Origin of the sequence: Bradyrhizobium centrolobii (assembly GCF_001641635.1) — a bacterium.
GTDB classification, from domain to species: domain Bacteria; phylum Pseudomonadota; class Alphaproteobacteria; order Rhizobiales; family Xanthobacteraceae; genus Bradyrhizobium; species Bradyrhizobium centrolobii.
This window is the reverse complement of record NZ_LUUB01000125.1, coordinates 54059-77458: the sequence shown is the minus strand read 5'-3', so window position 1 is coordinate 77458 and position 23400 is coordinate 54059. Positions and strand designations below refer to the sequence as shown.

At 64.2% G+C, this 23400-nt stretch carries 25 protein-coding genes and 1 tRNA gene; 13 read left to right on the top strand and 13 right to left on the bottom strand.

Going from position 1 to position 23400, the window contains the following annotated elements; genetic code table 11:
- Positions 1-47: 47 nt before the first annotated feature.
- From AYJ54_RS44605 to AYJ54_RS44570, 8 genes are all read right to left on the bottom strand, one after another.
- Positions 48-3236, bottom strand: a complete 3189-nt coding sequence (locus tag AYJ54_RS44605) for an efflux RND transporter permease subunit (RefSeq protein WP_063708835.1) — start codon at positions 3234-3236, stop codon at positions 48-50.
- Positions 3233-4687, bottom strand: coding sequence for an efflux RND transporter periplasmic adaptor subunit (locus AYJ54_RS44600; protein WP_063708834.1), 1455 nt, complete (start codon positions 4685-4687; stop codon positions 3233-3235). The genes AYJ54_RS44605 and AYJ54_RS44600 overlap by 4 nt, the downstream gene beginning before the upstream one ends.
- A complete protein-coding gene (locus tag AYJ54_RS44595; RefSeq protein WP_063708833.1) occupies positions 4684-5082 on the bottom strand; it encodes a FixH family protein in 399 nt (132 codons plus the stop codon). The genes AYJ54_RS44600 and AYJ54_RS44595 overlap by 4 nt, the downstream gene beginning before the upstream one ends.
- A gap of 124 nt (positions 5083-5206) precedes the next feature.
- Complete coding sequence (locus tag AYJ54_RS44590) at positions 5207-5626, bottom strand: hypothetical protein (RefSeq protein ID WP_063708832.1); 420 nt, start codon at positions 5624-5626, stop codon at positions 5207-5209.
- 126 nt (positions 5627-5752) lie between these two features.
- On the bottom strand, positions 5753-5992 hold the full coding sequence (locus tag AYJ54_RS44585) for a hypothetical protein (RefSeq protein ID WP_063708964.1): 240 nt from the start codon (positions 5990-5992) through the stop codon (positions 5753-5755).
- A gap of 122 nt (positions 5993-6114) precedes the next feature.
- The gene (locus AYJ54_RS44580) at positions 6115-6732 is read right to left on the bottom strand and encodes a class I SAM-dependent methyltransferase (RefSeq protein ID WP_063708831.1); all 618 of its coding nucleotides are present in this window, start codon (positions 6730-6732) and stop codon (positions 6115-6117) included.
- A 74-nt stretch (positions 6733-6806) separates the two neighbouring features.
- The gene (gene pepT, locus AYJ54_RS44575; RefSeq protein WP_063708830.1) at positions 6807-8057 is read right to left on the bottom strand and encodes a peptidase T; all 1251 of its coding nucleotides are present in this window, start codon (positions 8055-8057) and stop codon (positions 6807-6809) included.
- Between the two features lie 112 nt (positions 8058-8169).
- The gene (locus tag AYJ54_RS44570) at positions 8170-8469 is read right to left on the bottom strand and encodes an HU family DNA-binding protein (RefSeq protein ID WP_063708829.1); all 300 of its coding nucleotides are present in this window, start codon (positions 8467-8469) and stop codon (positions 8170-8172) included.
- Positions 8470-8707: 238 nt separating this feature from the next.
- On the opposite strand from AYJ54_RS44570, the gene AYJ54_RS44565 reads away from it, so the two are divergent.
- Positions 8708-8784 (top strand) — tRNA-Asp (locus tag AYJ54_RS44565).
- 15 nt (positions 8785-8799) lie between these two features.
- Here AYJ54_RS44565 and AYJ54_RS44560 read toward each other — a convergent pair.
- On the bottom strand, positions 8800-9096 hold the full coding sequence (locus tag AYJ54_RS44560; protein ID WP_136624363.1) for a hypothetical protein: 297 nt from the start codon (positions 9094-9096) through the stop codon (positions 8800-8802).
- Positions 9097-9337: 241 nt separating this feature from the next.
- Here AYJ54_RS44560 and AYJ54_RS50370 point away from each other — a divergent pair, with 241 nt between their 5' ends.
- Positions 9338-9634, top strand: coding sequence for a hypothetical protein (locus AYJ54_RS50370; RefSeq protein WP_136624362.1), 297 nt, complete (start codon positions 9338-9340; stop codon positions 9632-9634).
- Here AYJ54_RS50370 and AYJ54_RS53640 read toward each other — a convergent pair.
- The 4 genes from AYJ54_RS53640 to AYJ54_RS44545 form a co-directional block, all read right to left on the bottom strand.
- Positions 9621-9746, bottom strand: a complete 126-nt coding sequence (locus AYJ54_RS53640; RefSeq protein ID WP_283808776.1) for a hypothetical protein — start codon at positions 9744-9746, stop codon at positions 9621-9623. The genes AYJ54_RS50370 and AYJ54_RS53640 overlap by 14 nt on opposite strands.
- A 112-nt stretch (positions 9747-9858) precedes the next feature.
- Positions 9859-10062 carry a hypothetical protein gene (locus AYJ54_RS44555; RefSeq protein WP_063708827.1) on the bottom strand — a complete coding sequence of 68 codons (204 nt, stop codon included), beginning with the start codon at positions 10060-10062 and terminating at the stop codon, positions 9859-9861.
- 118 nt (positions 10063-10180) lie between these two features.
- A complete protein-coding gene (locus tag AYJ54_RS44550; RefSeq protein ID WP_063708826.1) occupies positions 10181-11476 on the bottom strand; it encodes a spinster family MFS transporter in 1296 nt (431 codons plus the stop codon).
- Positions 11477-11536: 60 nt separating this feature from the next.
- Positions 11537-12727 (bottom strand): aromatic ring-hydroxylating dioxygenase subunit alpha, encoded by a 1191-nt coding sequence (locus AYJ54_RS44545; RefSeq protein ID WP_063708825.1) that lies wholly within the window; start codon positions 12725-12727, stop codon positions 11537-11539.
- 196 nt (positions 12728-12923) lie between these two features.
- On the opposite strand from AYJ54_RS44545, the gene AYJ54_RS44540 reads away from it, so the two are divergent.
- The 11 genes from AYJ54_RS44540 (at position 12924) to nuoF (ending at position 23397) form a co-directional block, all read left to right on the top strand.
- Positions 12924-13436 (top strand): MarR family winged helix-turn-helix transcriptional regulator, encoded by a 513-nt coding sequence (locus tag AYJ54_RS44540; RefSeq protein ID WP_063708824.1) that lies wholly within the window; start codon positions 12924-12926, stop codon positions 13434-13436.
- Positions 13437-13612: 176 nt separating this feature from the next.
- Positions 13613-15868: a TonB-dependent siderophore receptor gene (locus AYJ54_RS44535; RefSeq protein WP_063708823.1), complete on the top strand. Its 2256-nt coding sequence runs from the start codon at positions 13613-13615 to the stop codon at positions 15866-15868.
- A 22-nt stretch (positions 15869-15890) separates the two neighbouring features.
- The gene (locus AYJ54_RS44530; protein WP_063708822.1) at positions 15891-17027 is read left to right on the top strand and encodes a PepSY-associated TM helix domain-containing protein; all 1137 of its coding nucleotides are present in this window, start codon (positions 15891-15893) and stop codon (positions 17025-17027) included.
- 468 nt (positions 17028-17495) lie between these two features.
- Positions 17496-17861: an NADH-quinone oxidoreductase subunit A gene (locus tag AYJ54_RS44520; protein WP_008136158.1), complete on the top strand. Its 366-nt coding sequence runs from the start codon at positions 17496-17498 to the stop codon at positions 17859-17861.
- Entirely contained in the window at positions 17852-18442 is a 591-nt protein-coding gene (locus tag AYJ54_RS44515) for a NuoB/complex I 20 kDa subunit family protein (protein ID WP_063708820.1), read from the top strand. The genes AYJ54_RS44520 and AYJ54_RS44515 overlap by 10 nt, the downstream gene beginning before the upstream one ends.
- A gap of 11 nt (positions 18443-18453) precedes the next feature.
- Positions 18454-19065, top strand: a complete 612-nt coding sequence (locus tag AYJ54_RS44510) for an NADH-quinone oxidoreductase subunit C (RefSeq protein WP_063708819.1) — start codon at positions 18454-18456, stop codon at positions 19063-19065.
- A gap of 2 nt (positions 19066-19067) precedes the next feature.
- The gene (locus AYJ54_RS44505) at positions 19068-20264 is read left to right on the top strand and encodes an NADH-quinone oxidoreductase subunit D (protein WP_063708818.1); all 1197 of its coding nucleotides are present in this window, start codon (positions 19068-19070) and stop codon (positions 20262-20264) included.
- Entirely contained in the window at positions 20264-21226 is a 963-nt protein-coding gene (locus tag AYJ54_RS44500) for an FkbM family methyltransferase (protein ID WP_063708817.1), read from the top strand. The genes AYJ54_RS44505 and AYJ54_RS44500 overlap by 1 nt, the downstream gene beginning before the upstream one ends.
- Before the next feature lie 12 nt (positions 21227-21238).
- A complete protein-coding gene (gene nuoE, locus AYJ54_RS44495) occupies positions 21239-21850 on the top strand; it encodes an NADH-quinone oxidoreductase subunit NuoE (protein WP_063708816.1) in 612 nt (203 codons plus the stop codon).
- Positions 21850-22056 carry a hypothetical protein gene (locus AYJ54_RS44490; RefSeq protein WP_063708815.1) on the top strand — a complete coding sequence of 69 codons (207 nt, stop codon included), beginning with the start codon at positions 21850-21852 and terminating at the stop codon, positions 22054-22056. Before nuoE ends, AYJ54_RS44490 begins: the two co-directional genes overlap by 1 nt.
- A gap of 15 nt (positions 22057-22071) precedes the next feature.
- Positions 22072-23397, top strand: a complete 1326-nt coding sequence (gene nuoF / locus AYJ54_RS44485) for an NADH-quinone oxidoreductase subunit NuoF (RefSeq protein ID WP_063708814.1) — start codon at positions 22072-22074, stop codon at positions 23395-23397.
- Positions 23398-23400: the final 3 nt, after the last annotated feature.

The window sequence follows — 23400 nt, the reverse complement described above, 5'->3', positions numbered from 1 at the left end:
GATCTGTACCAATTCAAGCATCCGAGGTCGCCGAGTGCATGATCCCGTCATTCGGCCGCTTCCGAACGATCAACGCCGACCGGCCTCTCGCCGTGGCCATTCGGCCGATCGGCCGACGACGATTCCTTCGATAGCCGGCCCCCCTTCACCAGGCCGAAGATCGCGGGGATCACGATCAGCGTCAGGAGCGTCGACGAGACCATGCCGCCGATCATGGGCACTGCAATGCGCTGCATGATCTCCGACCCCGTGCCGCTGCTCCACATGATCGGCAGCAGGCCGGCCATGATCGCAACCACTGTCATCATCTTCGGCCGGACGCGCTCGACGGCGCCTTCCATGATGGCCTCGTAAAGGTCGCCGCGTGTCATGGCCCGGCCTTCGCGCGCGCAGTGCGCTTTGGTCTCGGCAAGCGCCTGGTTGAGGTAGATCAGCATCACCACGCCGGTTTCGGCCGCCACGCCGGCAAGCGCGATGAAGCCGACCGCAACCGCGACCGAGAGGTTGAAGCCGAGCCACCACATCAGCCAGAGGCCGCCGACGAGAGCGAACGGCAGCGAGAGCATGACGATCATGGTCTCGGTGACCGAGCGGAAGTTGAGGTAGAGCAAGAGGAAGATGATCAGCAGCGTCACCGGCACGACGATCTTCAGCCGCGCGGTGGCGCGTTCCAGATATTCATACTGTCCGCTCCAGACCACGTAATTGCCCGGCGGAAACTGGATGCTCGCCTGCACCGCACGTTGCGCGTCAGCGACGTAGCCGCCGAGGTCGCGGTCGCGGATGTCGACATAGATGTACGTCGCGAGCTGCCCGTTCTCGGTGCGGATCGTGGTCGGCCCGCGCGTCGGCGAGACGCTTGCGACCTCGCCGAGAGGAACCGCGCCGCCGCCCGGCATCGGGACCAGGATATCGCTGGCGATCGCCTTCGGATTGTCGCGCAGGTCGCGCGGATAGCGCATGTTGACGGTGAAGCGCTGCCGGCCCTCGACGGTCGTGGTCACAGCCTGGCCGCCGAGCGCCGTTGCGATCGTGTCCTGCACGTCCTGCACCATGATTCCATAGCGCGACAGCGCCTCGCGGTTCGGCGTGATCTCGAGGTAGTAGCCGCCGAGGCCGCGCTCGGCATAGGCCGAGGAGGTACCGGGGACCGCCTTGAGAACCTGCTCGATCTGCTTGGCGAGCCTATCGATGCCGGCGAGGTCGGTGCCGATGACCTTGACGCCGATCGGAGTGCGGATACCGGTCGAGAGCATGTCGATGCGCGCCTTGATCGGCATGGTCCAGGCGTTGGAGACGCCCGGAAACTGCAGCGCCTTGTCCATCTCCGCGATCAGGCTGTCGACGGTTACGCCTGCGCGCCACTGCTGCTTCGGCTTGAGGTTGACGATGGTCTCGAACATCTCCGACGGCGCGGGATCGGTCGCGGTCGCCGCGCGGCCGGCCTTGCCGTAGACCGAGGCGACCTCGGGAAACGAGCGGATGATCCGATCCTGGGTCTGCATCAGCTCGGCCGCCTTGGTCACGGAAATGCCGGGCAGCGTCGTTGGCATGTAGAGCAGGGTGCCCTCATTGAGGTTCGGCATGAACTCGGTGCCGAGCTGGCGTGCCGGCCAGACCGAGGCGGCGAGCACGCCAAGCGCAAGCAGGATCACCAGGATCTTGGCGCGCAGCACGCCAGTGATCACCGGGCGATAGGTGAAGATCAGGACGCGGTTGATCGGATTCCTGTGCTCCGGGACGATTTTGCCGCGGACGAAGATCACCATCAGCGCCGGCACCAGCGTGACCGAGAGAAGCGCCGCCGCTGCCATCGCAAAGGTCTTGGTGAAGGCGAGCGGGCTGAACAGCCGGCCTTCCTGAGATTCCAGCGTGAAGATCGGCATGAACGAGACGGTGATGATCAAGAGGCTGAAGAACAGCGCGGGGCCGACCTCGGCGGCGGCCTCGATCAGGATCGCCACCCGCGATCGGCCGGGCTCGGCGCGCTCGAGATGCTTGTGCGCATTTTCGATCATGACGATCGCGGCATCGATCATGGCGCCGATCGCAATCGCGATGCCACCGAGGCTCATGATGTTCGAGCCGATCCCGAGCAGCTTCATCGCGCCAAAGGCCATCAACACGCCGACGGGAAGCATCAGGATCGCGACGAGTGCGCTGCGCACATGCAGCAGGAACACGATGCAGACGAGGGCGACGACGATACTCTCGTCGACCAGCGTGTGCTTCAGCGTATCGATGGCCGCATAGATCAGGTTCGAGCGGTCGTAGACCGGGACGATCTCGACCGATTTCGGCAGGCTGGTCGCGATCTCCCTGAAGCGCTTCTTGACGTTCTCGATCACGTCGAGCGCGTTCACGCCGAAACGCTGGAGCACGATGCCGCTCGCGACCTCGCCCTCGCCATTGAGCTCGGCGATGCCGCGTCGCTCATCCGGTCCGAGCTCGACGCGGGCGACGTCGCGCAGCTTGACCGGTGTGCCGTTGTCGGTCTTCAGCACGATGTTGCCGATATCGTCGATGCTCTTGAGATAGCCCTTGCCGCGGATGACATATTCGAACTCGGAGAGCTCGACGGTGCGGCCGCCGACGTCGGCATTGCTCGCGCGTATGGCCTCGCGCATCTTCTGCATGGTGATGCCGAGGTCGCGCATGCGCTGCGGGTCGAGGATGACGTTGTATTGCTTGACGAAGCCGCCGACGCCGGCGACCTCCGCCACGCCCTCTGCCTTGGCGAGGGCGAATTTCAAATTCCAGTCCTGGATCGTCCTCGTCTCCGCGAGGTTCAACTCTTTCGACATCACGGCGTATTGGTAGACCCAGCCGACGCCCGTCGCGTCGGGACCGATCGTCGGCGTCACGCCGGCGGGCAGCCGCGAGGCGGCGCCGTTGAGGAACTCCAGCACGCGCGAACGCGCCCAATAGATGTCGGTGCCGTCCTCGAAGATCACATAGACGAAGGACACGCCGAAAAACGAGAAGCCGCGCACCACTTTCGATTTCGGCACGGTCAGCATCGCGGTGGTGAGGGGATAGGTGACCTGGTCCTCGATCACCTGGGGGGCCTGGCCGGGATACTCGGTATAGACGATGACCTGGGTATCGGAGAGGTCGGGAATGGCGTCCAGCGGCAGGTGGACCAGGGCATAGAGGCCCGCAGCGGCGGCAAAGCCGGTGCCAAACAAGACCAGCAGCAGGTTGCGCGCCGACCACGCAATGACGCGCGCGATCATGGCTTGGGTTCCATCGCCTTGCCGCCGACGCTGTCGGCCTCAGGCGCGTTGCCGGCCTCGGCAAACCCTTTGAGCGCCGCCTTCAGATTGCTCTCGGCGTCGATCAGGAAGTTGGCGGTGGTGACGATTGCATCGCCCTCGGCAAGGCCGTCGCGAATCTCGACGTAGCCGTCGCCCCGCCGCCCGAGCTTCACCTCGCGCGGTTCGAAGCGGCCCTGTCCCTTGTCGACCAGCACGGCCTGCCGGCTGCCGGTGTCGAGCACCGCGCTCTCGGCGACGCTGAGCACCGGCGCCGGATTGCCGGTGTCGATCTCGGCGTCGACATACATGTCGGGAAGCAGGGCGAGATCGGTATTCGCGAGCTCGACGCGCACCCGCGCGGTGCGCGTCTCCTTGTTCACCAGCGGATAGACCACGCTGATCTGGCCCCCAAAATCCCGGCCGGGATAGCTGCGAGCCCGAACCGTCACGGGCTGGCCGACTTTGATGTTGCCGAGGTCGCGCTCGGCGACATCGACGGTTGCCCACACCTGCGAGATATCGGCGATGCGGAACAGCACGTCGCCGGGCTGGGCACGCATACCCTCGATTGCGTTGCGCTGGAGCACGATGCCGTCGCGCGGCGACGACCACTGGATGGTGATCGGCACCGAGTGGCTTTTCTCCATCTCGGCGATGACGGGTTCGGGCACGTCGAGATTGACCAGCCGTTGCCGCGAGCCGCGGCCATAGGGCTCGATGCCGGCCGTGGTCTTCGACGTGATGGTTGCGAGATATTCGGCCGCTGCCGAGGCGACCGCGGAGCTGTAGATCTCCATCAACGGTTGCCCCTTCGTCACGCGGCTGCCGGTCGTCACATCCGCGACCTTTTGCACGAAGCTCTCGGCGCGCATCGCGACCACCGAGATCCGGCGTTCATCGAGCTGGATCGTGCCGGGGGCGCGGACCTGTATCTTGATCCGGCGCAATTTGGCCGGCTCGGACTTCACCCCGGTGCGCTGGATTTTGCCGGGCGACAGTCTCACCGATCCATCATCGCTGTCGTCGCCCTCATAGACGGGGATATAGTCCATCCCCATCGAGTCCTTCCTGGGCACCGGGGAAGTGTCGGGCAGGCCCATCGGGTTGCGGTAGTATTTGATCTTGCGATCGCGCTTTGCGTCGGCAGTTGCCATGTTAGGAGCCTGCTCGGGCTCGTCGAAGCTGACGTCCTCGCCGGCATGTATGGCGCGGTAGTCGCGGCCGTCGGGCGTCTTCTTGGGGGTGAGCGAGTAGAACGGCTTGCCGTCCGGATCGCGAAAATAGATCGGCGCGCCTGCATCCGCTGCGCTTGCGGCGGACACGAGATGATCGATTTCGGACTGCGGTCTCATACCGTCGCCGACGAAAAGCGCGACACCTGCCGCTGCGAGAAACGCGGCGGCAGTGCCGATGAGGCGGGTGCGGGTCATTGCTCGGCCGTGACGACGAGCTTGTTTTCCACCGTCCCGGTTTCGCCCTGCACCTTGGCGCCGAGCGAAAGCTGCCACCGCCCGGCCATTCCGAAGGTCGCCTTGAAGCGGTAGGTCCCGGGCTCCGTGCCCGGCATCGGCGTGACCTTGGTAGCCATCTCCTGCATGCCGTCCGGCGCCATGTCGAGACGGCTGGCGAAGACCACGGCGTCGGACACGGGCTTGCCGGTGGCCTTGTCGACCAATCGCACCGTTACGATGCGATCGGCTCCGGCCTTGATTGTCGGCTGAATGAGCTGGAACTCGTAGTTCTTGATTTCGGCATGCGCAGTACCCGCAAGGGCAGCGCCGATCAACACGGCCATGGCGGCGCGTGCGACGTTGAACGTTGTCATGACTTCAATTCCTCGATTGGTCTGATGGAGCCGCCGGGGCCGCACGCGACAAGCCGCAAGGCGGCAGGCCGCGGTGCGTGCACCGGGGTTCGGCACGCGGGATCGTCAGGCGCGTGAGCGCCGATCAGACCTGGGTTCGAGGGGGATGGTCCGGGGGCTGTGCGCCGAGGCCGTCGACGGGAAGATCATTGCGCAGCACGCGCGCGCTGTGCCGAGCTTGGCGCTCGATCAGCGCAACAGCTCCGGACGGAGCGGGGACTGAGATGTTCAGCAGGCAGAGCGCCACGAAGGGGCAAGGTCCGCCATCCCCGCCCTTGGTCTGTCCGGGACAGCACGGCATGTCCGCCATCGCCTGCATGTCATCCGACGAAGCCTGGACGTCATCCGGCATGACTTGCATGTCGTCTGACATGGCGTGCATGGCCTGATGATGAGAGCCGTCGGAGACGGGCGCGGCAAACGCGGGGGCGGCCAGCGGCGCGAGCAGAAGCCCGAGCGCGACCAGCAGCATAACCACAGCGTTGGCAAACCATTTCAGGAGCATCCGTCATTGTCGCACGTCGTGACGGAACCTGCAAACCGCGCCCCTATCACGATTTGGCCAGAGGTCAAACCACCGCGACAAATATAATTCGCCCTACGCGAATGGGGATTCCTGAGAGGAATGCGATCAGCCACCACGCTCGGGTCGTTGCGGCAATGCCGCGTCGGCTGCCGCCTCTTGCGCCGCGTCCTGAACGGGCCAGCCGTCTTTGGCGTCGATCGTGACCGCGACGCGACGGCTCGCTTCCATCGCTCGTTCCAGCCATTTGATGGCTTCGTCGATCCATTCGTCATGGTGCGCGGGATCGGCGATGGCCTTCTCCCGGAATGCGTCTGCCTGGTTCAGGCAAGCCGTTCTGCGATCCACGCGGTTCTCCCCGATCTGGAGGTTCCGCCCCGCTCGCATCTTTGATGATCCCGGGATTGCCGTCGTTAACATAGGACAGGTGATGCGACGCAAAAGCGAACGGGGAACGGCGACCGCGGTCTTTACGAGCGTGGAAGGGCCCGACCTTCATATATGAACGCCATCGGCTTTGGTCCCGCCATATAGCCGACATTGAGATCCTGGACGGCGAAGCCGTTGCTGCGGATCAGGTCTGCGATGGCACGATTGAGATGGCAGCCCCCAGTGAAGGACTTCCAGGGCGGGGTCAAACGATCCTGCCACCATTGCACGCTTGGCTCGGGCGCGCGGCCATGCTCGACGAACAGCAGTTGCCCGCCCGGCTTCAGGATGCGTCGCGCCTCCAAGAGTGCGCGACTGACGTCCGGGATGCTGCACATGGTCCACGTCGTCACGACGGTGTCCACGCTCGAATTTTCCAGCGGAATGGCTTCCGCGGAGCCTTGGATCAGCTCGAGCCGGCTCGCATGCTGTCGACCGGCGTCGCGCGCGATCTCCAGAAGCTTCGGTGAGGGATCAATGCCAATGATCTGCGTCACGCTCGGCCCGTAGAATCCGAGATTGAGCCCCGGACCAATTCCGAGCTCGAGGACGCGGCCCGTTGCGCGCGATGCGACCCGGGTGCGGTACGGCACGAGCTGGGCCTGGCGCATGGCGAGATGCGTCAGCCACGGCAAGATCCTGTCCTGATAGAAGCTCATGCGCGGTCCTCGGACAACATGTTCTTGGCTCTGCCCCGCGGGCGTGCGGGGCCCCGCGTCTTTTCGCAGCAAGCCTACGCGCGTTCCTCCCAGATCATCGCGAGATGCACGATGGTCTGCACCGCCTTCTCCATGTCCTGCCGGCTGACCCATTCCAGGCGCGAGTGAAACGCGTGCTCGCCGGCGAAGATGTTGGGGCAGGGCAGGCCCCTGAAGGACAGGCGGGAGCCGTCGGTGCCGCCGCGGATCGCGGTGCGCATCGGGCGCAGGCCGGCGCGGCGGATCGCCTCGATGGCGTATTCGAGGATGTGCGGGTGACGGTCGATCACCTGCTTCATGTTGCGGTACTGCTCCCTGACCTCGAACCGGTAGGTCGAGCGCGGATAGTCCTTCATCACGTCCGTGACGATGCCCTCGAGCAGCGTCTCCTTCTCCTTCAGGCCCTCTTCGGTGAAGTCGCGCACGATGAAGGCGAGCGTCGCCTGCTCGAGCGCGCCGGTGATGCCGATCGGATGCAGAAAACCCTGCTTGCCGGACGTGGTCTCGGGCGAGCAGCCTTCCTTCGGCAGCCGCTCGACGATGGCGGCTGCGATCTTGATCGCGTGCTCCATCTTGCCCTTGGCGTAGCCGGGATGGGCGCTGACGCCGTTGATGGTGATGGTGGCGCCGTCGGCCGAGAAGGTCTCGTCCTCGACGCTGCCGGCGCTCTCACCGTCCATGGTGTAGCCGAAATCGGCGCCAAGCTTCTTGAGGTCGACATTGTCGACGCCGCGGCCGATCTCCTCGTCGGGTGTGAACAGGATCTTGATGGTGCCGTGCTTCACGTCGGGATTGTTGATGAAGAAATGCGCGGCATCCATGATCTCGGCGACACCGGCCTTGTTGTCGGCACCCAGCAGCGTGGTGCCGTCGGTGGTGATGATGTCGTTGCCGATCTGGTTCTTCAGCGCCGGGTGCTCGGCAAAGCGGATCACCTGGGTGGGATCGCCGGCCAGGGTGATATCGCCGCCGCGATAGTTCTTCACGAGCTGCGGCTTGACGTCCTTGCCCGAGCAGTCGGGCGAAGTGTCCATGTGCGAGCAGAAGCAGATCACCGGCACTTTCTTGTCGGTGTTGGCCGGAATCGTCGCATAGACGTAGCCATAGTCGTCGAGATGGGCGTCTGCGACACCCATGGCCTTGAGCTCGGTCACGAGCACGCGGCCGAGATCCTTCTGCTTCTCGGTCGAGGGCGAGGTGGGAGATTCGGGATCGGACTGGGTATCGATGGTGACGTAACGCAGGAAGCGCTCGGTCACGGTATGCGTAAAGGTGAGGGAGGACATTCTGGTCAAACCGCCGGGTCAGATGAGCAAGGCGGTATAGCAGAAAAGCGTCATTCCGGGGGCCGTGTTGGAGCGCGGGCGACGCTGGATCAGGCTTAACGAAGCGTAGCGTTCAGATCGACTCTTTAAGTTCCTTGACCGGGCGGAAGGCGACCTTCTTGCTGGCCTTGATGTGGATCGCCTCGCCGGTCGCGGGATTGCGGCCGGTGCGCGCGGCGCGCTTGCGGACCTGGAGGATGCCGAGGCCCACGATACGGACACGGTCGCCCTTCTTCAGGTGCCTGGTGATCAGGTCGACCATGTCGGTGAGGATCGCCTCGGCATGCTTTTTCGAGAGGTCCTGGCCTTCCGCGATGGCGGCGGCGAGGTGCTTGAGCGTGATGGTGGCTGGAGTGGCTGCTTTCTTCGCCATGTCTGGCCTCCTCGATTCGTGCCGGTGTCGTAACGGGGAGACGACCTCGGAACCCGCAAGTTCCCGGAGGCGTAGACGATTCGGGACTGGACTGACTACGCCGTCGGCGCGGCGAAGGGATATGTCTGCGCGCGCCGCTCGCGGAAATCCGGGCGTTGCGACTGTGGATGCAACGTCCTTGACTTCACCATGTCCCGCCTTTAAGTCCCCCCTCGTTCCGCGGACATCTGCGCGTCACGCGGGAGTAGCTCAGTTGGTTAGAGCGCCGGCCTGTCACGCCGGAGGTCGCGGGTTCGAGCCCCGTCTCTCGCGCCATTTTTGGCAACAATCTCAATCACTTCCCGCCCCGCCCATTTTGCTGCACCGCACTGAACGTGTCGGGATGCCCAGCGGCTTGACATTTTTGTCCGGCTTTTGTTCGTGCAGAAGCTTCGCCCCGTCGACGCGCGCCTGATCGAATCGCCTGACGCTGGCGAGGTTCACCGGGTTGTAGGTTTTGCGCAGTCGCTTGTTGGTGGCGATGCTGTTCGCCATTTTGTTGGACTGGTCCGCCTCGGAATAGGCTGCCCCGGACCGGTTGCGGAAGATCGACGCATTGGGCGCGATGTCGACGCCCAGCTTGCGCACATGGGCCGTCAGGATCGCCGGCGACCAGGGCGGCAGCGTCGCCGCAACGTCCTTGCCGGTCTTGGCGCGGCCCAGCTGATAGTCGGAAAATATACTTAAGAGAGGCGGATGCGTTGGGACTGGTCCAGTCGTTGCCACCCTTCGACAACAGCCCCAAGCATCCAAGCCATTGTTGGAACAAAAACCCTCTGAGCTAGTTCGGATTTGTTGGTGCTGGGGCTTTATTTCCGGGAGGATGACTATGACCCGAAGCATCCTTGTCAGCCTTGCTATCCTCGCGCTCTCCACTTCCGTCGCTTTGGCCGCGCAACGGACTCATCATACCCGCGCGGTGAAGCCAAGCGCATCTGCCGCCGCGATGAACCCAACCCCATACGCCCGTCCGACCCCAAACGCCGCATTTGCGCGTATGGGTCCATCTCCAGTCTGGCCGGGCGGTGTGAGCAGCAAGGATCATGCCTTGTATTTGAAGAATCTCCACGACTCCGGGTATGATCCGAAGAACGATTACGCCAACGGGCTCATCAAGACGCAATAGCGCCCGGTCGCTCGTCGTCTATGTTCGTCTTGCCTTCTGGGGTGAGGGCATACTTTTTCATGCCCTTGCCCCAAAATTCTTTCTGCGCGTCGACTCCGCGGTTGGTCGCCATTTTATTCCTCGCCTTGAATCAAAGACTTGTCTGGTGATCTTCAGCCTTCGTCGAAAAGCAAAAGGCCGCCCGAGGCGGCCGTTTCGTCTCAAACCGAACTTTTCTCAGGCCGTCAGCGAACCTCCGACGAGCCCGAGCTGGTGACCACCACCGGCTTGCCGGCCTTGATCACCTGGGTCGACTGGGCGGTCTGGCTGTAATCGGCGCCGGTGCGGGCTGCGATCCCGAAGGCCGCGACCCCGATGCCAGCCACGAGCGCCACCACCACGATTTTCAGGTGGGTCGCACGGTCAGCAGAGTGAATTGAGTGGTTCATCTGAGCCTCCCGACGGGCTTTGCCGCCGTCTGTTGGCTCTTGTCTTAAGGACGATCTGTTTCCGGATGGTTTCGCGGGTTCCGCAAAATGGTTTCAATACGCCGGGAGGGGGACTGAGCTAGGCCGCCGCGCGGGCGATATCGGCCCGGATCGGGCGGGCGGCCCAGACGAACAGGAGGGCGCCGAGCGTGGTCGTGATCGCCGCCGAGAGCAGGGAATAACGCACCGCATCGGCGCCGAAGCTGCCTTTCAGCGCGTCGTTCACCATTCCGACTGCAAGCGGGCCGATACCCTGGCCGAAGCAGGTCGCGGTGAGCGCGATCAGGGCGGAGGCCAGCGCCCGCATGCTGGGCTTCGCCACGGTCTGCGCGATCGCGAAGATCGGTCCGAGATGGAAGCCCACCAGGAACGAGGTCAGCGCCAGCGCAGCCACCATGGTCGCGAAATCCTGCGTCAGCAGGCACAGCGCGAACACGGGTCCAGCTAGCCCAGAGGTGATCGCGGGCGCCCACAGCTTCCAGCGGTCGTCGCGGCGGCTGACCCGCGCCACCACGAAGCCGCCGAGCAGGGTGCCCGCCATGCCGGCGAGCCCCTTGAACGTGCCGGCATAGGTGCCGATCTCCGCGCTCGACAGATGATGCACGCGCGCGAGGAACGGCGGGATCCAGGCCGCAGTCGCGTAATTGGTGTAGGTGGTGAGGCAGAAGCCGATCAGCACGACGACAAAGCTTCGTTGCGAGGCGAGGAAGCGCAGGGTCGCGCCGAGCGGCTCCGGCACAAAGCTCTCCTGCATTGCACCGCGCTTCGGCTCGGAGATCGTCAGCCACAGAATGGCGGCGAGCAGGATGCCGGGGACGCCGGCAATATAAAAGGCCATTCGCCAGCCATAGTGCTGGTTGACGTAGCCGCCGACGAAATAGCCGAGGAAGACGCCGAGATAGGTGCCGACGGCGTAGATGCCGAGCGCGCGCGGGCGCTCGTTCTTGGCAAAGAGATCGGCGACGATCGACTGCGAGGCCGGCGAGCCCGCGGATTCGCCGATGCCGACGCCGATCCTGGCAAGCGCCAGCGAGGTCACGCTCGTGGCCGCGCCGCACAGCGCCGTCATCGCGCTCCAGAACGCAAACGCGATCGCGACGATGTTGCGCCGGTTGAGCCGGTCGGCGACGCGCGCGATGGGGATGCCGAGCAGGGAATAGAACAGCGCGAAGCCGAAGCCTGCGAGCAGGCCCATCATGGTGTCGCTGAGCTGAAACTCCTTCTTGATCGGCTCGATCAGCACGTTGAAGATGGTGCGGTCGAGGAAGTTCAGCGCGTAGATGATGGTGAGCAGTCCCAGCACGTAATAGCGCCGCGCCGACGGCGTTGCCGCGGCGGCCGTTTGCACCGACACTTGTGACGTCACATCGACCATCGCTTCCCCCAATTTGTCTTTGTTGTTGTCGTCGGTCCAGCTCTTGTTGGAGCTGGCTGCTCAGCCTTCGCGGATGTAATTCCCCGCTTCGAACTCGACCGGCGGCGCGCTTGGCTCGAAGGAGACGCCGATCGGATCGCGGCCTGCCGCAAGCGCGTCTAGCTGGTCGCTCAGCATGCGCCGGATCATCAGGATGCCGCGGTCGCTTTGGCCAAAATGCTCCTCGGAGTGGACGGTCACGGGGCCCTGGCCGACCTGGGCCTCATAGTCGCCCGGGAATTGCTGGTGCTCGGCCTCCGTCATGTCCCACCAGAACTTGCCGTTGAACTTCGAGCGCATGCGGCTGATGTCGCCGGGATTCTTGACGCGGCCGGCGACGTAGATGCGGAAGGAGGTATCGTCGATCGGAAGAACCCAGCCGATCGACTCGACGCGGGCGAATTGCGCGACGCGGGGGTTCGGCACCACGCGCAGCGTCGGCAGCGCTGCCTCGCTGACGCGGTAAAATACCTTGCCGTCGTCCTGCTTGCGTTCCGAACGCACGAGGACACCGCGCGGGGATTTCTCGAACTTCACCTCCGGCATCGAAGCCATCATGTTGGTGAATTGCGGGCCGCTGAACGAGCCGTGCAGCACCGGCACGTGGTAGGGATCGACCACGTTCTCGAAATGCTGCAGCCAGTTGCAGGGGATGATCGCGGGGCCGCCGCCGCCGATCGAGGAATCATCGGCCTCGACGAGTTCGCCATCGTCCATATTCTCCAGGCACTCGTAAGCCGGCAGCACCGGGCGTTTCGCGGCCGGGCCCATATAGGCGAAGATCAGCCCGTAGCGCTCTTCGACCGGGTACCAGGGCTGGCGCACCTTGTCCTTGAACTGGCCGCCGTCGGGCTCGCAGGGCTGCTCGAGGCAGTGGCCTTCCGTGCCGAACTTCCAGCCGTGATAGCAGCAGCGGATGCCGTCTTCCTCGACCTTGCCATAGTAGAGCGTGGTGCCGCGGTGGCAGCAGCGGGCGTGGAGCAGGCCGACGCGGCCGTGCTTGTCGCGGAACAGGACGAGATCCTCGCCCAGCGCGCGAACTTTCTTCGGCGTGTCGGTGGCGTCACCGGCGAGCCCGACCGGGTGCCAGTAGCGGCGGAGCAGCTCGCCCATCGGCGTGCCGCGCACGACCGAGGTCAGCTCAGTGCGCGTGTGCGCCGGCTTCATCGCATAGGCCGTGCCGAGATCGCGATCCCGCTGGGTGATGGTCATGCTGTTTCTCCCGCCGCAGGCCTTCGTGGCCGCGGTCGCTTTGATGTGTTGACCCCAGTCAAGGGTAGATCGATGACAATGTCAACGATATTCAAGACGCCTCTTAGTTGCATTTGGAGGACGCCGGTGGATGCCGCCGCCCGGACTTGACCCGCCCAGACTTGGCAGGCCGCGGCTTTCTTGGCAGAGGTGGGCCATGAGCCAGATACCGAGCAGGGGCGGGTCGACGCCCGAAGCGGACGAAGGCGAGCCGCCGGCACCGATCACCGTGATGCTGTCGTCGCGGCTGATGGTGCTCGCCAATCTGCTCAAGCGCGGCGCCATCCTGCGCTACAAGCGCCTCACCGGATTGTCCTCGGTCGAGTTCGGTCTCGTCGCCTCGCTCGGCCGCGGGCCGCCCCTGAGTGTGGCGCGGCTCGCCGAAGCCGTGGGCCAGGACAAGGGGCAGATCAGCCGTGCGCTCGCGGGCCTCGTGTCACGCAAGCTGATCGCGAAGACGGCCAATCCCAAAGACAGCCGCGAGGTGCTGGTCTCGCTGACCAAGGCGGGGCTTGCCGCGCATGATGTGATCGTCGCCGGTGCGCAGGAGCGCAATCGGCGCCTGCTGGAACATCTGAGCGAAGACGAGTTGCAGACGCTGCTGCGACAGATCGATGAGCTCACGACGATCGCGGCCGAGATGCTCGAAGCCGAGAAAGTTCCGCGCTGATCCTCGCAGCAATATCCGGAAATATTGGAGCGGGTCTAAGACTCTCTCTAAGAACCTTTCAATTAGGGATATCCCGCTCACTCACATAAAGCGTCACCACAACGCATGTCGTCATGGGACTGACGGCATGAGGAATGAACTACGCAGTTTGGGGTGGCGCGTTGAACAGTCTTCGTATGCTGCGGTCAGCCGTGTTGGCGACCGCGTCCGCTTGGGTCCTGGTGCCGCAGGCATCATTCGCGCAAACTTCCACGCAGACCGGCGCGCAGAACCTGCCGCCGGTGACGGTTGCGGCGCCGGAAGCGCGCCGGCGCGCGACAACCGCGGCGCCGCGCCGCGCGCAGCGTTCCGCGCAGACTGTCAGCAACCCAAAGCCGGAGCCGCCGCGTAGTGTCGGATTCGTCGAGACCGCGCGCGGTCCGGTGCATGGCTACGTCGCCAACCGGAGCTCGTCCGGCACCAAGACCAGCACGCCGATCATGGAGACGCCGCAGGCGGTCTCGGTCATCGGCGCCGAGCAGATCCGCGACCAGAAGCCGAACAAGCTCGACGAGGCCCTGCGCTATACCGCCGGCGTGCGCGCCGGAACCTTCGGCGCGGACACGCGCAACGACTGGTGGCTGATCCGCGGCTTCAAGTCAGACGACGTCGGGCTGTTCCTCGACGGCATGCAGCTGTTCTACACGTCCTATGCAAGCTGGAAGCTCCAGACGCCCAACATGGAGCGCGTCGAGGTATTGCGCGGTCCGTCGGCGGTGCTCTATGGCGGATCGAGCCCGAGCGGCATCGTCAACGTCATCAGCAAGATGCCGCCGGCCGAGCCGATCCGCTATATCGAGACCGGCGTCAACAATTTCGGCAACGCCTATGTCGGCTTCGATGTCGGCGGGCCGGTCGCGACGCAGCCCCAGGACGGCAAGCTGTTCTACCGCGTGGTCGGCCAGGTGCAGAACGGCCCCACGCAGGTCAACTTCACGCCTGACAACAATTACTTCATCGCGCCGTCGGTGACCTGGAAGCCGGATGCCGACACGACGTTCACGGTGCTGGCCTCGGCCTCGAAACAGGACACCCGCGGCATCAACTTCCTGCCCTATCAGGGCACGGTGACGAACGCGCCGTTCGGCAAGATCCCGACCAGCTTCTTCGTCGGCGATCCCAACGTCGACAAGTTCACGCGCGAGCAGGAGATGCTCGGCTACCTGTTCGAGCGCAATCTCACCGACGACCTGACCTTCCGGCAGAATGCGCGCTTTGCCCATGTCGACGTGACCTATCGCGGCTATGTCGGCAACGGTTGGTCCGACATCAATACGGCCAATCTCGCTCGCTACAATTGGTATGCGAAGGACACCGCCAATCAGGCCAATCTCGACAACCAGTTGGAGTATCGCTTCGACACCGGCCCTGTGAAACATACGATGCTGTTCGGAGTGGACCTGAAAGGCTATCAGATCGACGACTATCAGGCGTTTCAGATCGGTACCGTTCCCTCGATCAACGTCTTCAATCCCGTCTATGGTCTGCCCGACATTCCATTCACGGGCCCGCCGTTCCGCAACTTCCTGATCACGCAGAAGCAGGCCGGCACCTATCTCCAGGATCAGATGAAGCTCGGCAACTTCACGCTGGTGCTGAGCGGGCGCAATGATTGGGTCGAGACGACGCAGGCCGCCCGTGACACCGGTGCCACGGTCGCCAGCCAGAATGACAGCCAGTTCAGCGGGCGCGCCGGGCTGATCTACAATTTCGACAATGGCATCGCGCCGTACATCTCTTATGCGACGAGCTTTAATCCGATCATCGGCCTCAACGCGTCGAACCAGTTGTTCGTGCCGGAGACCGGTCAGCAGGCAGAGGTCGGCTTGAAGGTACAACCGGGGGGATTCGACGGCTATTTCACGGTCTCGGCCTTCGACCTGAAGCGTCAGAATGTGCCGACGACTGCGCCGGGCATTGTTCCGGTACTGCAAAACCAGAGCGGCGAGTTGACCTCGCGCGGCATCGAGCTCGAAGCGGTGGCCAACGTCACGCGTGAGCTGAAGCTGATCGGCGCCTTCACCTCCTATCATCTCTTCACCAGCAAGGACCTCGATCCGACCATGGTCGGAAAGACGCCGACCAACACGCCCCAGCTCCTGGCGTCGGGTTGGGCCGATTACACCTTCAAGGACGGGCCGCTTGCGGGATTTGGCTTCGGCGGCGGCGTGCGCTATGTCGGCTCCTCCTGGGCCGACGCGGCCAACACGCTTGAGGTTCCCGCGGTGGTGCTCGGCGATCTCGCGCTCCACTACGAATGGCAGAACTGGCGCACGGCACTCAACGTGATCAACTTGACCGACAAGGTCTATGTCGCGAGCTGCTCGTCGGCCTCGTCCTGCTTCTACGGCGATCGCCGGCGCGTTACCGCCAGCGTCTCTTACAAGTGGTGACGACAGGCGAGGGCACAGCGTCATGAAGGCGCGTACGGTCAGGCTCTGGTCGGTGGTCCACATTTGGACCAGTCTGATCTCGACGCTGTTCCTGCTCTTGCTCTGCCTGACTGGCCTGCCGCTGATCTTCCATCACGAGATCGATGAGCTCCTGGGCTATGCCCCCCAGCCAGAAGCTCACGCGAGCGCGGCCCATGCGACGCCCCAACGCGTGGCCGACGCCGCGCTCGCCGCTGATCGGGGCCGGGTGCTGCAATATGTCTCCTGGGACAAGGACGAGCCCGGGATCGTGATGGCGTTCACCAACAGCGCCCCCGACGGGGCTCCTGACAACGCCACCGTGCGCGCCTTCGATGCGGTATCATCGAAGTTGCTCGGGCCGGTCGGCGTCGGCCCCATGCTGATCGTGCTCAAGCTGCACACGGACATGTTCGCCGGCCAGGCCGGAAAGCTCTTCCTCGGCGCGATGGGCCTGTTGTTCGCCGTCGCCATCATCTCCGGTGTGGTGCTGTACTGGCCGTTCACGCGCCGCCTGCGCTTTGCCACCATCCGCGACAGCGCCTCCCGTCGCGTCGTGTGGCTCGACTGGCACAATCTGATCGGGGTCGTGACGGTGGCCTGGGCGCTGGTGGTGGGGCTGACCGGCGTCGTCAACACCTGGGCCGAGCTGATGCTGAACCAGTGGAAGGCGACCGAGCTCGCCAGCATGGTCGCGCCCTATGCCGGCAAGCCTCCGCCCACCCATCTCGCCTCGCTCGATGTCGTCGTCGCGCGCGCACGGCAGGCCGCTTCCGGCATGGAGATCGCCTTCATCGCCTTTCCGGGTACGCCCTTCACCTCCTCGCACCATTTCGCGGCCTTCATGCGCGGGGATACGCCGCTGACGTCGCGGCTGCTGAAACCGGTGCTGCTGGACGGCGAAACGGGAGAGGTGGCCGACAGTCGGGCGCTGCCGATGTACCTCCAGGCACTGCTGATCTCGCAGCCGCTGCATTTCGGCGACTACGGCGGGATGCCGCTGAAGGTGATCTGGGCCGCGCTCGACGTGCTGACGATCATTGTGATCGGCAGCGGTCTCTATCTCTGGCTGGCGCGGCGGCGGAGGCGGGGAGCCGCTCGGGTCAACGCATTCGCGAAACGAACCCCGGTCCCGTCATGATGCATGGCTCGTCTGCTGGTTCGTGCCCGTGGATACAGGTCTTCGGCGCGCCGATTCTGATCGCAGTGGCGACGTCGATCGGTCTGTTGGCGGCCCTGTTGTGGGGCGATGTCGGCACATATATCTCGTGGGTCACGGTGGGAGCCCCCGTGCTGGTCACCGTCGGGGTTTGGGTGCGCCCCCGCGCCAAAAAAGCCGAGCATTTCGGGCAGACGACGCACGGCCGATAACCGCCCGGACCTGTGCACTGCCTGCCGCTCTGCCGAACCCTGACCGCCCTTGCTGGGGCGGACGATCTGCTCCATACCAGCGCGGGGCGATTCCGGGATTTCCACTGTTCCCGGGGGCGGTAAAGGGCCTAAAAATAGCGTGTCTTGCGCCCATTGGTGCACTGCGCTAAGGCTCAGAATAATTCCAAACCGGGACGAATCCGTGGCTCCCCCGAGGCCGTGGGAAAAAGGGCTCGCCATGAGCGGCATTCTGCAGAACTATCTTCCACTCGTCGTCTTTATAGGGGTAGCGGGCCTCATCGGCCTCGTGCTGCTGATCGCGCCCTTCATCGTGGCGTTCCAGCAGCCGGACCCGGAAAAACTGTCGGCGTATGAGTGCGGTTTCAACGCCTTCGACGACGCGCGGATGAAGTTCGACGTCCGCTTCTACCTGGTCGCCATCCTCTTCATCATCTTCGACCTCGAGGTGGCGTTCCTGTTCCCGTGGGCGGTGGCGTTCGGCAAGCTTGGTGCGACCGGCTTCTGGTCCATGGTGGTGTTCCTCGCCGTGCTCACGGTGGGGTTTGCCTATGAATGGAAGAAAGGGGCACTCGAATGGGATTGAACCCTCCCACGCAGTCCTTGGGTCCGGTGGTAGCGCCGGCCGCGAAGGGCATTCTGGATCCATCGACCGGCAAGCCGGTCGGTGCCAATGATCCGTTCTTCCTCGAGGTCAATCACGAGCTGTCCGACAAGGGCTTCTTCGTCGCGGCGGCCGACGACCTCATCACCTGGGCGCGCACCGGCTCGCTGATGTGGATGACCTTCGGTCTCGCCTGCTGCGCGGTCGAGATGATGCAGGTCTCGATGCCGCGCTACGACGTCGAGCGCTTCGGCTTCGCGCCGCGTGCCTCGCCGCGCCAGTCCGACGTGATGATCGTGGCGGGCACGCTCACCAACAAGATGGCGCCGGCGCTGCGCAAGGTCTACGACCAGATGCCCGAGCCGCGCTACGTCATCTCGATGGGCTCCTGCGCCAACGGCGGCGGCTACTACCACTATTCGTACTCGGTCGTGCGCGGCTGCGACCGCATCGTGCCGATCGACATCTATGTGCCGGGCTGCCCGCCCACGGCGGAAGCGCTGCTCTACGGCGTGCTGCTGCTTCAGAAGAAGATCCGGCGCACCGGCACCATCGAACGCTAAGGTTTCACGTCATGGACGACGGCAAGCTCGACGCCCTTGGGCAAACGATCGTTAGCGCGCTTCCGGGCGCCGCCACCGGTCACACGGTGGCCTTCAATCAGCTTACGGTTGATGTCGAGGCCAGCAAGATCGTCGAGGTGGTCAAGTACCTCCGCGACGATCCGAATTGCCGCTTCGTCAACTTCACCGACGTGACAGCGGTCGATTACCCGGAGCGCGAGAAGCGTTTTGATGTCGTCTATCATCTGATGTCGCCGACCCTGAACACGCGCATCCGGCTCAAGGCTCAGGCCGACGAGACCACGCAAGTGCCGTCGCTGATCGACGTGTTCCCGGGCGCCGACTGGTTCGAGCGCGAGGCCTACGACCTCTACGGCGTGTTCTTCGTCGGCCATCCCGACATGCGCCGCATCCTCACCGACTACGGTTTCGAGGGGCATCCGCTGCGCAAGGACTTTCCGCTCACCGGCTTCGTCGAGGTCCGCTACGACGACCAGGAGAAGCGGGTGGTGTACGAGCCGGTGCGCCTCAACCAGGAATTCCGCAAGTTCGATTTCCTCTCGCCGTGGGAAGGGGCGGACTATCCGCTTCCCGGTGACGAGAAGGCGGGGCCGAAGGTCTGACCATGAACGAGCAACCTGAAAACCTCCGAAATTTCACCATCAATTTCGGGCCGCAGCATCCGGCGGCACACGGCGTGTTGCGCCTGGTGCTGGAGCTCGACGGTGAAATCGTCGCCCGCGTCGATCCGCATATCGGCCTACTGCATCGCGGCACCGAGAAGCTGATCGAGCAGAAGACCTATCTCCAGGCGATTCCTTACTTCGACCGGCTCGACTACGTCGCGCCGATGAACCAGGAGCACGCTTTCTGCCTCGCCGCCGAGAAGCTGCTCGGCATCGAGGTGCCGCGCCGCGGCCAGTTGATCCGCGTGCTCTATTGTGAGATCGGCCGTATCCTGTCGCACCTCCTCAACGTCACCACGCAGGCGATGGACGTCGGCGCGCTCACCCCGCCGCTGTGGGGTTTTGAAGAGCGCGAGAAGCTGATGGTGTTCTACGAGCGCGCCTCGGGCAGCCGTATGCATGCAGCCTTCTTCCGCGTCGGCGGTGTGCATCAGGACCTGCCGCCGAAGCTGATCGACGACATCGAGGCCTGGTGCGATCCGTTCCTGAAAGTGGTCGACGACCTCGATCGTCTGCTCACCGCCAACCGCATCTTCAAGCAGCGCAACGTCGACATCGGCGTGGTGCCGCTGAAGGAAGCCTGGGAGTGGGGTTTTTCGGGCGTGATGGTGCGCGGCTCCGGCGCGGCCTGGGACCTGCGCAAGTCGCAGCCTTATGAGTGCTACGCCGAGATGGAGTTCGACATTCCGATCGGCAAGAACGGCGACTGCTACGACCGCTACCTGATCCGCATGGAAGAGATGCGCCAGTCCGTGCGCATCATGAAGCAGTGCATCCAGAAGCTGAAGGCGGCTGACGGGCAGGGCCCGGTCGCGGTCGCCGACAACAAGGTGTTCCCGCCGCGCCGCGGCGAGATGAAGCGCTCGATGGAAGCGCTGATCCATCACTTCAAGCTCTATACCGAGGGTGTCCACGTGCCGGCCGGCGAAGTCTATGCCGCGGTCGAGGCGCCGAAGGGCGAGTTCGGCGTCTATCTCGTGTCCGACGGCAGCAACAAGCCCTACAAGTGCAAGATCCGCGCGCCGGGCTTTGCCCATCTCCAGGCGATGGATCACATCTGCAAGGGCCATCTGCTCGCCGACGTCTCGGCGATCCTCGGCTCGCTCGACATCGTGTTCGGAGAGGTCGATCGGTGATGGCGCAGGCGCCAATCCAGTTTGACCGCGTCTCAGGGGCCCTTGAAGGGGCCAACCTGTGGGAGCGGACGGCTGCGCTGGCGCTGGTGACGGGATCGAAGATCTCGTCGCATTTCTCGCACATGGGTTACATCGCCTGTGCCAATCTGCTGCGCAAGGCGCTGCCCGAGCGCAACATCGCGATCAAGCTCAACCAGGACGCGGTGTTCGAATTTCCCTATGGCGACGGCTACTGGAGCAAGCTGCTCAACCGCTCGTACAATTACGAGGACGAGCTGGAGCTGCTGTTCGTCGACGCTGCCGACGTCGACTACACGCTGATCGATTGCGGTGCCAACTACGGCTACTGGTCGGTGTTGGTCTCCAGCGCGCCGTTCGGTGCCCACAAGGCGATCGCGATCGAGCCGTCCTCGGACAATTTCGCAAAACTCTCCAACAACGCGGCGGTGAACGGACATCGCTTCGAGTGCATGCGGGTGGCGATCGGCGCCTCGCGCGGCACGGCGCGGCTGTCCGGCACCAAGCACGAGAAATTCAGCATCGCGAGCGACCACGCGGGAGGCGGCGAGGAGGTGCCGGTCATCGCCCTCGACAACCTCATCGACGACGGCAAGGTCGCAGCCAGCGGCAAATATCTGATCAAGCTCGACGTCGAGGGCGTCGAGATCGAGGCGATCAGGAGCGGCGCCCGGCTGCTCCAGGCCGACAGCGTCATCATGTGCGAGGAGCACGGCAGCGACCGTTCGCACGCGGTGTCGCGCTACATCCTCGAAGAGACCCCGCTGAAGCTGATCGTGTTCGATCCGCGCAGCAACCGGCTGGAGACCGTGACCGAGCTGTCGATCCTCGACCGCATCAAGGTCTCGACCCACGTCGGCTACAACGTTTTCGGCACCGCAAGCGCATTCTGGCAGGACAGGATCGATGCCCTGAATGCGAAGACCGCGCGCCGCATGCAGTGAGAGATTGAAGAGATGTCCGTCCGCCGATTAGCGCCCAAGGAAGTCCAGCCCGCGAGCTTCGCGTTCACGGAGGAGAATCTCGCGTTCGCAAAGCAGCAGATCGCGAAGTATCCGGCCGGACGCCAGGCCTCCGCTGTCATCGCGATCCTCTGGCGCGCGCAGGAGCAGAACGAGGGCTGGGTGTCGGAAGCCGCGATCCGCGTCATCGCCGACATGCTCGACATGCCCTATATCCGCGTGCTCGAGGTCGCGACTTTCTACACGATGTTCCAGCTTGCCCCCGTCGGCAAGAAGGCCCATGTCCAGGTCTGCGGCACCACGCCGTGCCGGCTGCGCGGCGCCGAGGATCTGATCCACGTCTGCGAGAAGCGGATCCATCACGAGCCCTTCCATCTCTCCAAGGACGGCAATTTCAGCTGGGAGGAGGTTGAGTGCCTCGGCGCCTGCGTGAACGCGCCGATGGTGCTGATCGGCAAGGACACCTATGAGGACCTGACCAAGGACAGCTTCGGCAAGGTGCTCGACGGCTTTGCCTCCGGCAATCCGCCCAAGCCCGGCCCGCAGAACGGCCGCCAGTTCTCCGCGCCCATCACCGGGCCGACCACGCTGAAGGAGACCACCTGATGCGTGTTCTCTCGAAGCCGGCAAGGGGAGGGAGCGAGGCCGTGAAGAAATGGGGCTTCATTGCCATGCACGGCGGCGTTGCGGCCGCTTTCATGTTCCTGCTCCAGCGCTTTGCGCTAAGCGCGTCGCTGGAATCCAGTCTGCTCTGGGCGCTGACCTTCGCCGTCTGCGCCGCCGGGCTTGCCTACAAGCAAGCCAACCGTTGATCGGAAAGCACTGAAATGCTCGAGGACAAGGATCGCATCTTCAAGAACCTCTACGGCCTCCACGATTGGGGGCTCGAGGGCGCGCGGCGCCGCGGCGCCTGGGATGGCACCAAGGCCATCATCGACAAGGGCCGCGACTGGATCATCAACGAGATGAAGGCTTCCGGCCTGCGCGGCCGCGGCGGGGCGGGCTTCCCGACCGGCCTGAAATGGTCGTTCATGCCGAAGGAATCGACCGACGGCCGGCCGAGCTATCTCGTCGTCAACGCCGACGAGTCCGAGCCCGGCACCTGCAAGGACCGCGAGATCATGCGGCATGATCCGCATCTCCTGGTCGAGGGCTGTCTGCTCGCGAGCTTCGCGATGAACGCCCACACCTGCTACATCTACGTCCGCGGCGAATTCATCCGCGAGCGCGAACGCCTCCAGGCGGCGATCGACCAGGCCTATGAGGCCAAGCTGATCGGCAAGGACAACGTCAACGGCTGGCCGTTCGACCTCTATGTCGCGCACGGCGCCGGCGCCTATATCTGCGGCGAAGAGACCGCGCTGCTCGAAAGCCTCGAAGGCAAGAAAGGCCAACCGCGGCTGAAGCCGCCGTTCCCGGCCAACGTCGGCCTGTTCGGCTGCCCGACCACCGTCAACAACGTCGAGTCGATCGCGGTTGCGCCCGACATCCTGCGGCGTGGTGCGGCCTGGTTCGCCGGCATCGGCCGGCCCAACAACGTCGGCACCAAGCTCTTCTGCATCTCCGGGCATGTCGAGCGGCCCTGCAACGTCGAAGAGGCCATGGGCATTCCGTTCCGTGAGCTGATCGAGAAGCATTGCGGCGGCATCCGCGGCGGCTGGGACAACCTGAAAGCCGTGATTCCCGGCGGCTCGTCGGTACGCATGGTGCCGGCGGAGCAGATCATCGACACGCCGATGGATTTCGACAGCTTGAGCAAGCTGCGCTCGGGCCTCGGCACCGCGGCCGTGATCGTGATGGACAAGTCGACTGACCTGATCCGTGCGATTGCCCGCATCTCCTATTTCTACAAGCACGAGAGCTGCGGCCAGTGCACGCCGTGCCGCGAGGGCACGGGCTGGATGTGGCGTGTCTTGACCCGCATGGCCGAGGGCCGCGCCCACAAGCGCGAGATCGACATGCTGCTGGAAGTCACCAAGCAGGTCGAAGGCCACACCATCTGCGCGCTGGGCGACGCAGCCGCCTGGCCGATCCAGGGCCTGATCGCGCATTTCCGTCATGAGATCGAAGCGCGCATCGACCAGTATTCGCACAAGGCCGACATCGACGATGCCGGCGTCCGCGATCCCGTGAACATGGTCGCGGCGGAGTAAGAA

Excerpts from the sequence above, each read along its gene's own strand:
- AYJ54_RS44605 (WP_063708835.1), bottom strand. The coding sequence starts at position 3,236 with ATGATCGCGCGCGTCATTGCGTGGTCGGCGCGCAACCTGCTGCTGGTC.
- AYJ54_RS44600 (WP_063708834.1), bottom strand. The coding sequence starts at position 4,687 with ATGACCCGCACCCGCCTCATCGGCACTGCCGCCGCGTTTCTCGCAGCG.
- AYJ54_RS44595 (WP_063708833.1), bottom strand. The coding sequence starts at position 5,082 with ATGACAACGTTCAACGTCGCACGCGCCGCCATGGCCGTGTTGATCGGC.
- AYJ54_RS44590 (WP_063708832.1), bottom strand. The coding sequence starts at position 5,626 with ATGCTCCTGAAATGGTTTGCCAACGCTGTGGTTATGCTGCTGGTCGCG.
- AYJ54_RS44580 (WP_063708831.1), bottom strand. The coding sequence starts at position 6,732 with ATGAGCTTCTATCAGGACAGGATCTTGCCGTGGCTGACGCATCTCGCC.
- pepT (WP_063708830.1), bottom strand. The coding sequence starts at position 8,057 with ATGTCCTCCCTCACCTTTACGCATACCGTGACCGAGCGCTTCCTGCGT.
- AYJ54_RS44570 (WP_063708829.1), bottom strand. The coding sequence starts at position 8,469 with ATGGCGAAGAAAGCAGCCACTCCAGCCACCATCACGCTCAAGCACCTC.
- AYJ54_RS50370 (WP_136624362.1), top strand. The coding sequence starts at position 9,338 with ATGACCCGAAGCATCCTTGTCAGCCTTGCTATCCTCGCGCTCTCCACT.
- AYJ54_RS53640 (WP_283808776.1), bottom strand. The coding sequence starts at position 9,746 with ATGGCGACCAACCGCGGAGTCGACGCGCAGAAAGAATTTTGGGGCAAG.
- AYJ54_RS44555 (WP_063708827.1), bottom strand. The coding sequence starts at position 10,062 with ATGAACCACTCAATTCACTCTGCTGACCGTGCGACCCACCTGAAAATC.
- AYJ54_RS44550 (WP_063708826.1), bottom strand. The coding sequence starts at position 11,476 with ATGGTCGATGTGACGTCACAAGTGTCGGTGCAAACGGCCGCCGCGGCA.
- AYJ54_RS44545 (WP_063708825.1), bottom strand. The coding sequence starts at position 12,727 with ATGACCATCACCCAGCGGGATCGCGATCTCGGCACGGCCTATGCGATG.
- AYJ54_RS44540 (WP_063708824.1), top strand. The coding sequence starts at position 12,924 with ATGAGCCAGATACCGAGCAGGGGCGGGTCGACGCCCGAAGCGGACGAA.
- AYJ54_RS44535 (WP_063708823.1), top strand. The coding sequence starts at position 13,613 with ATGCTGCGGTCAGCCGTGTTGGCGACCGCGTCCGCTTGGGTCCTGGTG.
- AYJ54_RS44530 (WP_063708822.1), top strand. The coding sequence starts at position 15,891 with ATGAAGGCGCGTACGGTCAGGCTCTGGTCGGTGGTCCACATTTGGACC.
- AYJ54_RS44520 (WP_008136158.1), top strand. The coding sequence starts at position 17,496 with ATGAGCGGCATTCTGCAGAACTATCTTCCACTCGTCGTCTTTATAGGG.
- AYJ54_RS44515 (WP_063708820.1), top strand. The coding sequence starts at position 17,852 with ATGGGATTGAACCCTCCCACGCAGTCCTTGGGTCCGGTGGTAGCGCCG.
- AYJ54_RS44510 (WP_063708819.1), top strand. The coding sequence starts at position 18,454 with ATGGACGACGGCAAGCTCGACGCCCTTGGGCAAACGATCGTTAGCGCG.
- AYJ54_RS44505 (WP_063708818.1), top strand. The coding sequence starts at position 19,068 with ATGAACGAGCAACCTGAAAACCTCCGAAATTTCACCATCAATTTCGGG.
- AYJ54_RS44500 (WP_063708817.1), top strand. The coding sequence starts at position 20,264 with ATGGCGCAGGCGCCAATCCAGTTTGACCGCGTCTCAGGGGCCCTTGAA.
- nuoE (WP_063708816.1), top strand. The coding sequence starts at position 21,239 with ATGTCCGTCCGCCGATTAGCGCCCAAGGAAGTCCAGCCCGCGAGCTTC.
- AYJ54_RS44490 (WP_063708815.1), top strand. The coding sequence starts at position 21,850 with ATGCGTGTTCTCTCGAAGCCGGCAAGGGGAGGGAGCGAGGCCGTGAAG.
- nuoF (WP_063708814.1), top strand. The coding sequence starts at position 22,072 with ATGCTCGAGGACAAGGATCGCATCTTCAAGAACCTCTACGGCCTCCAC.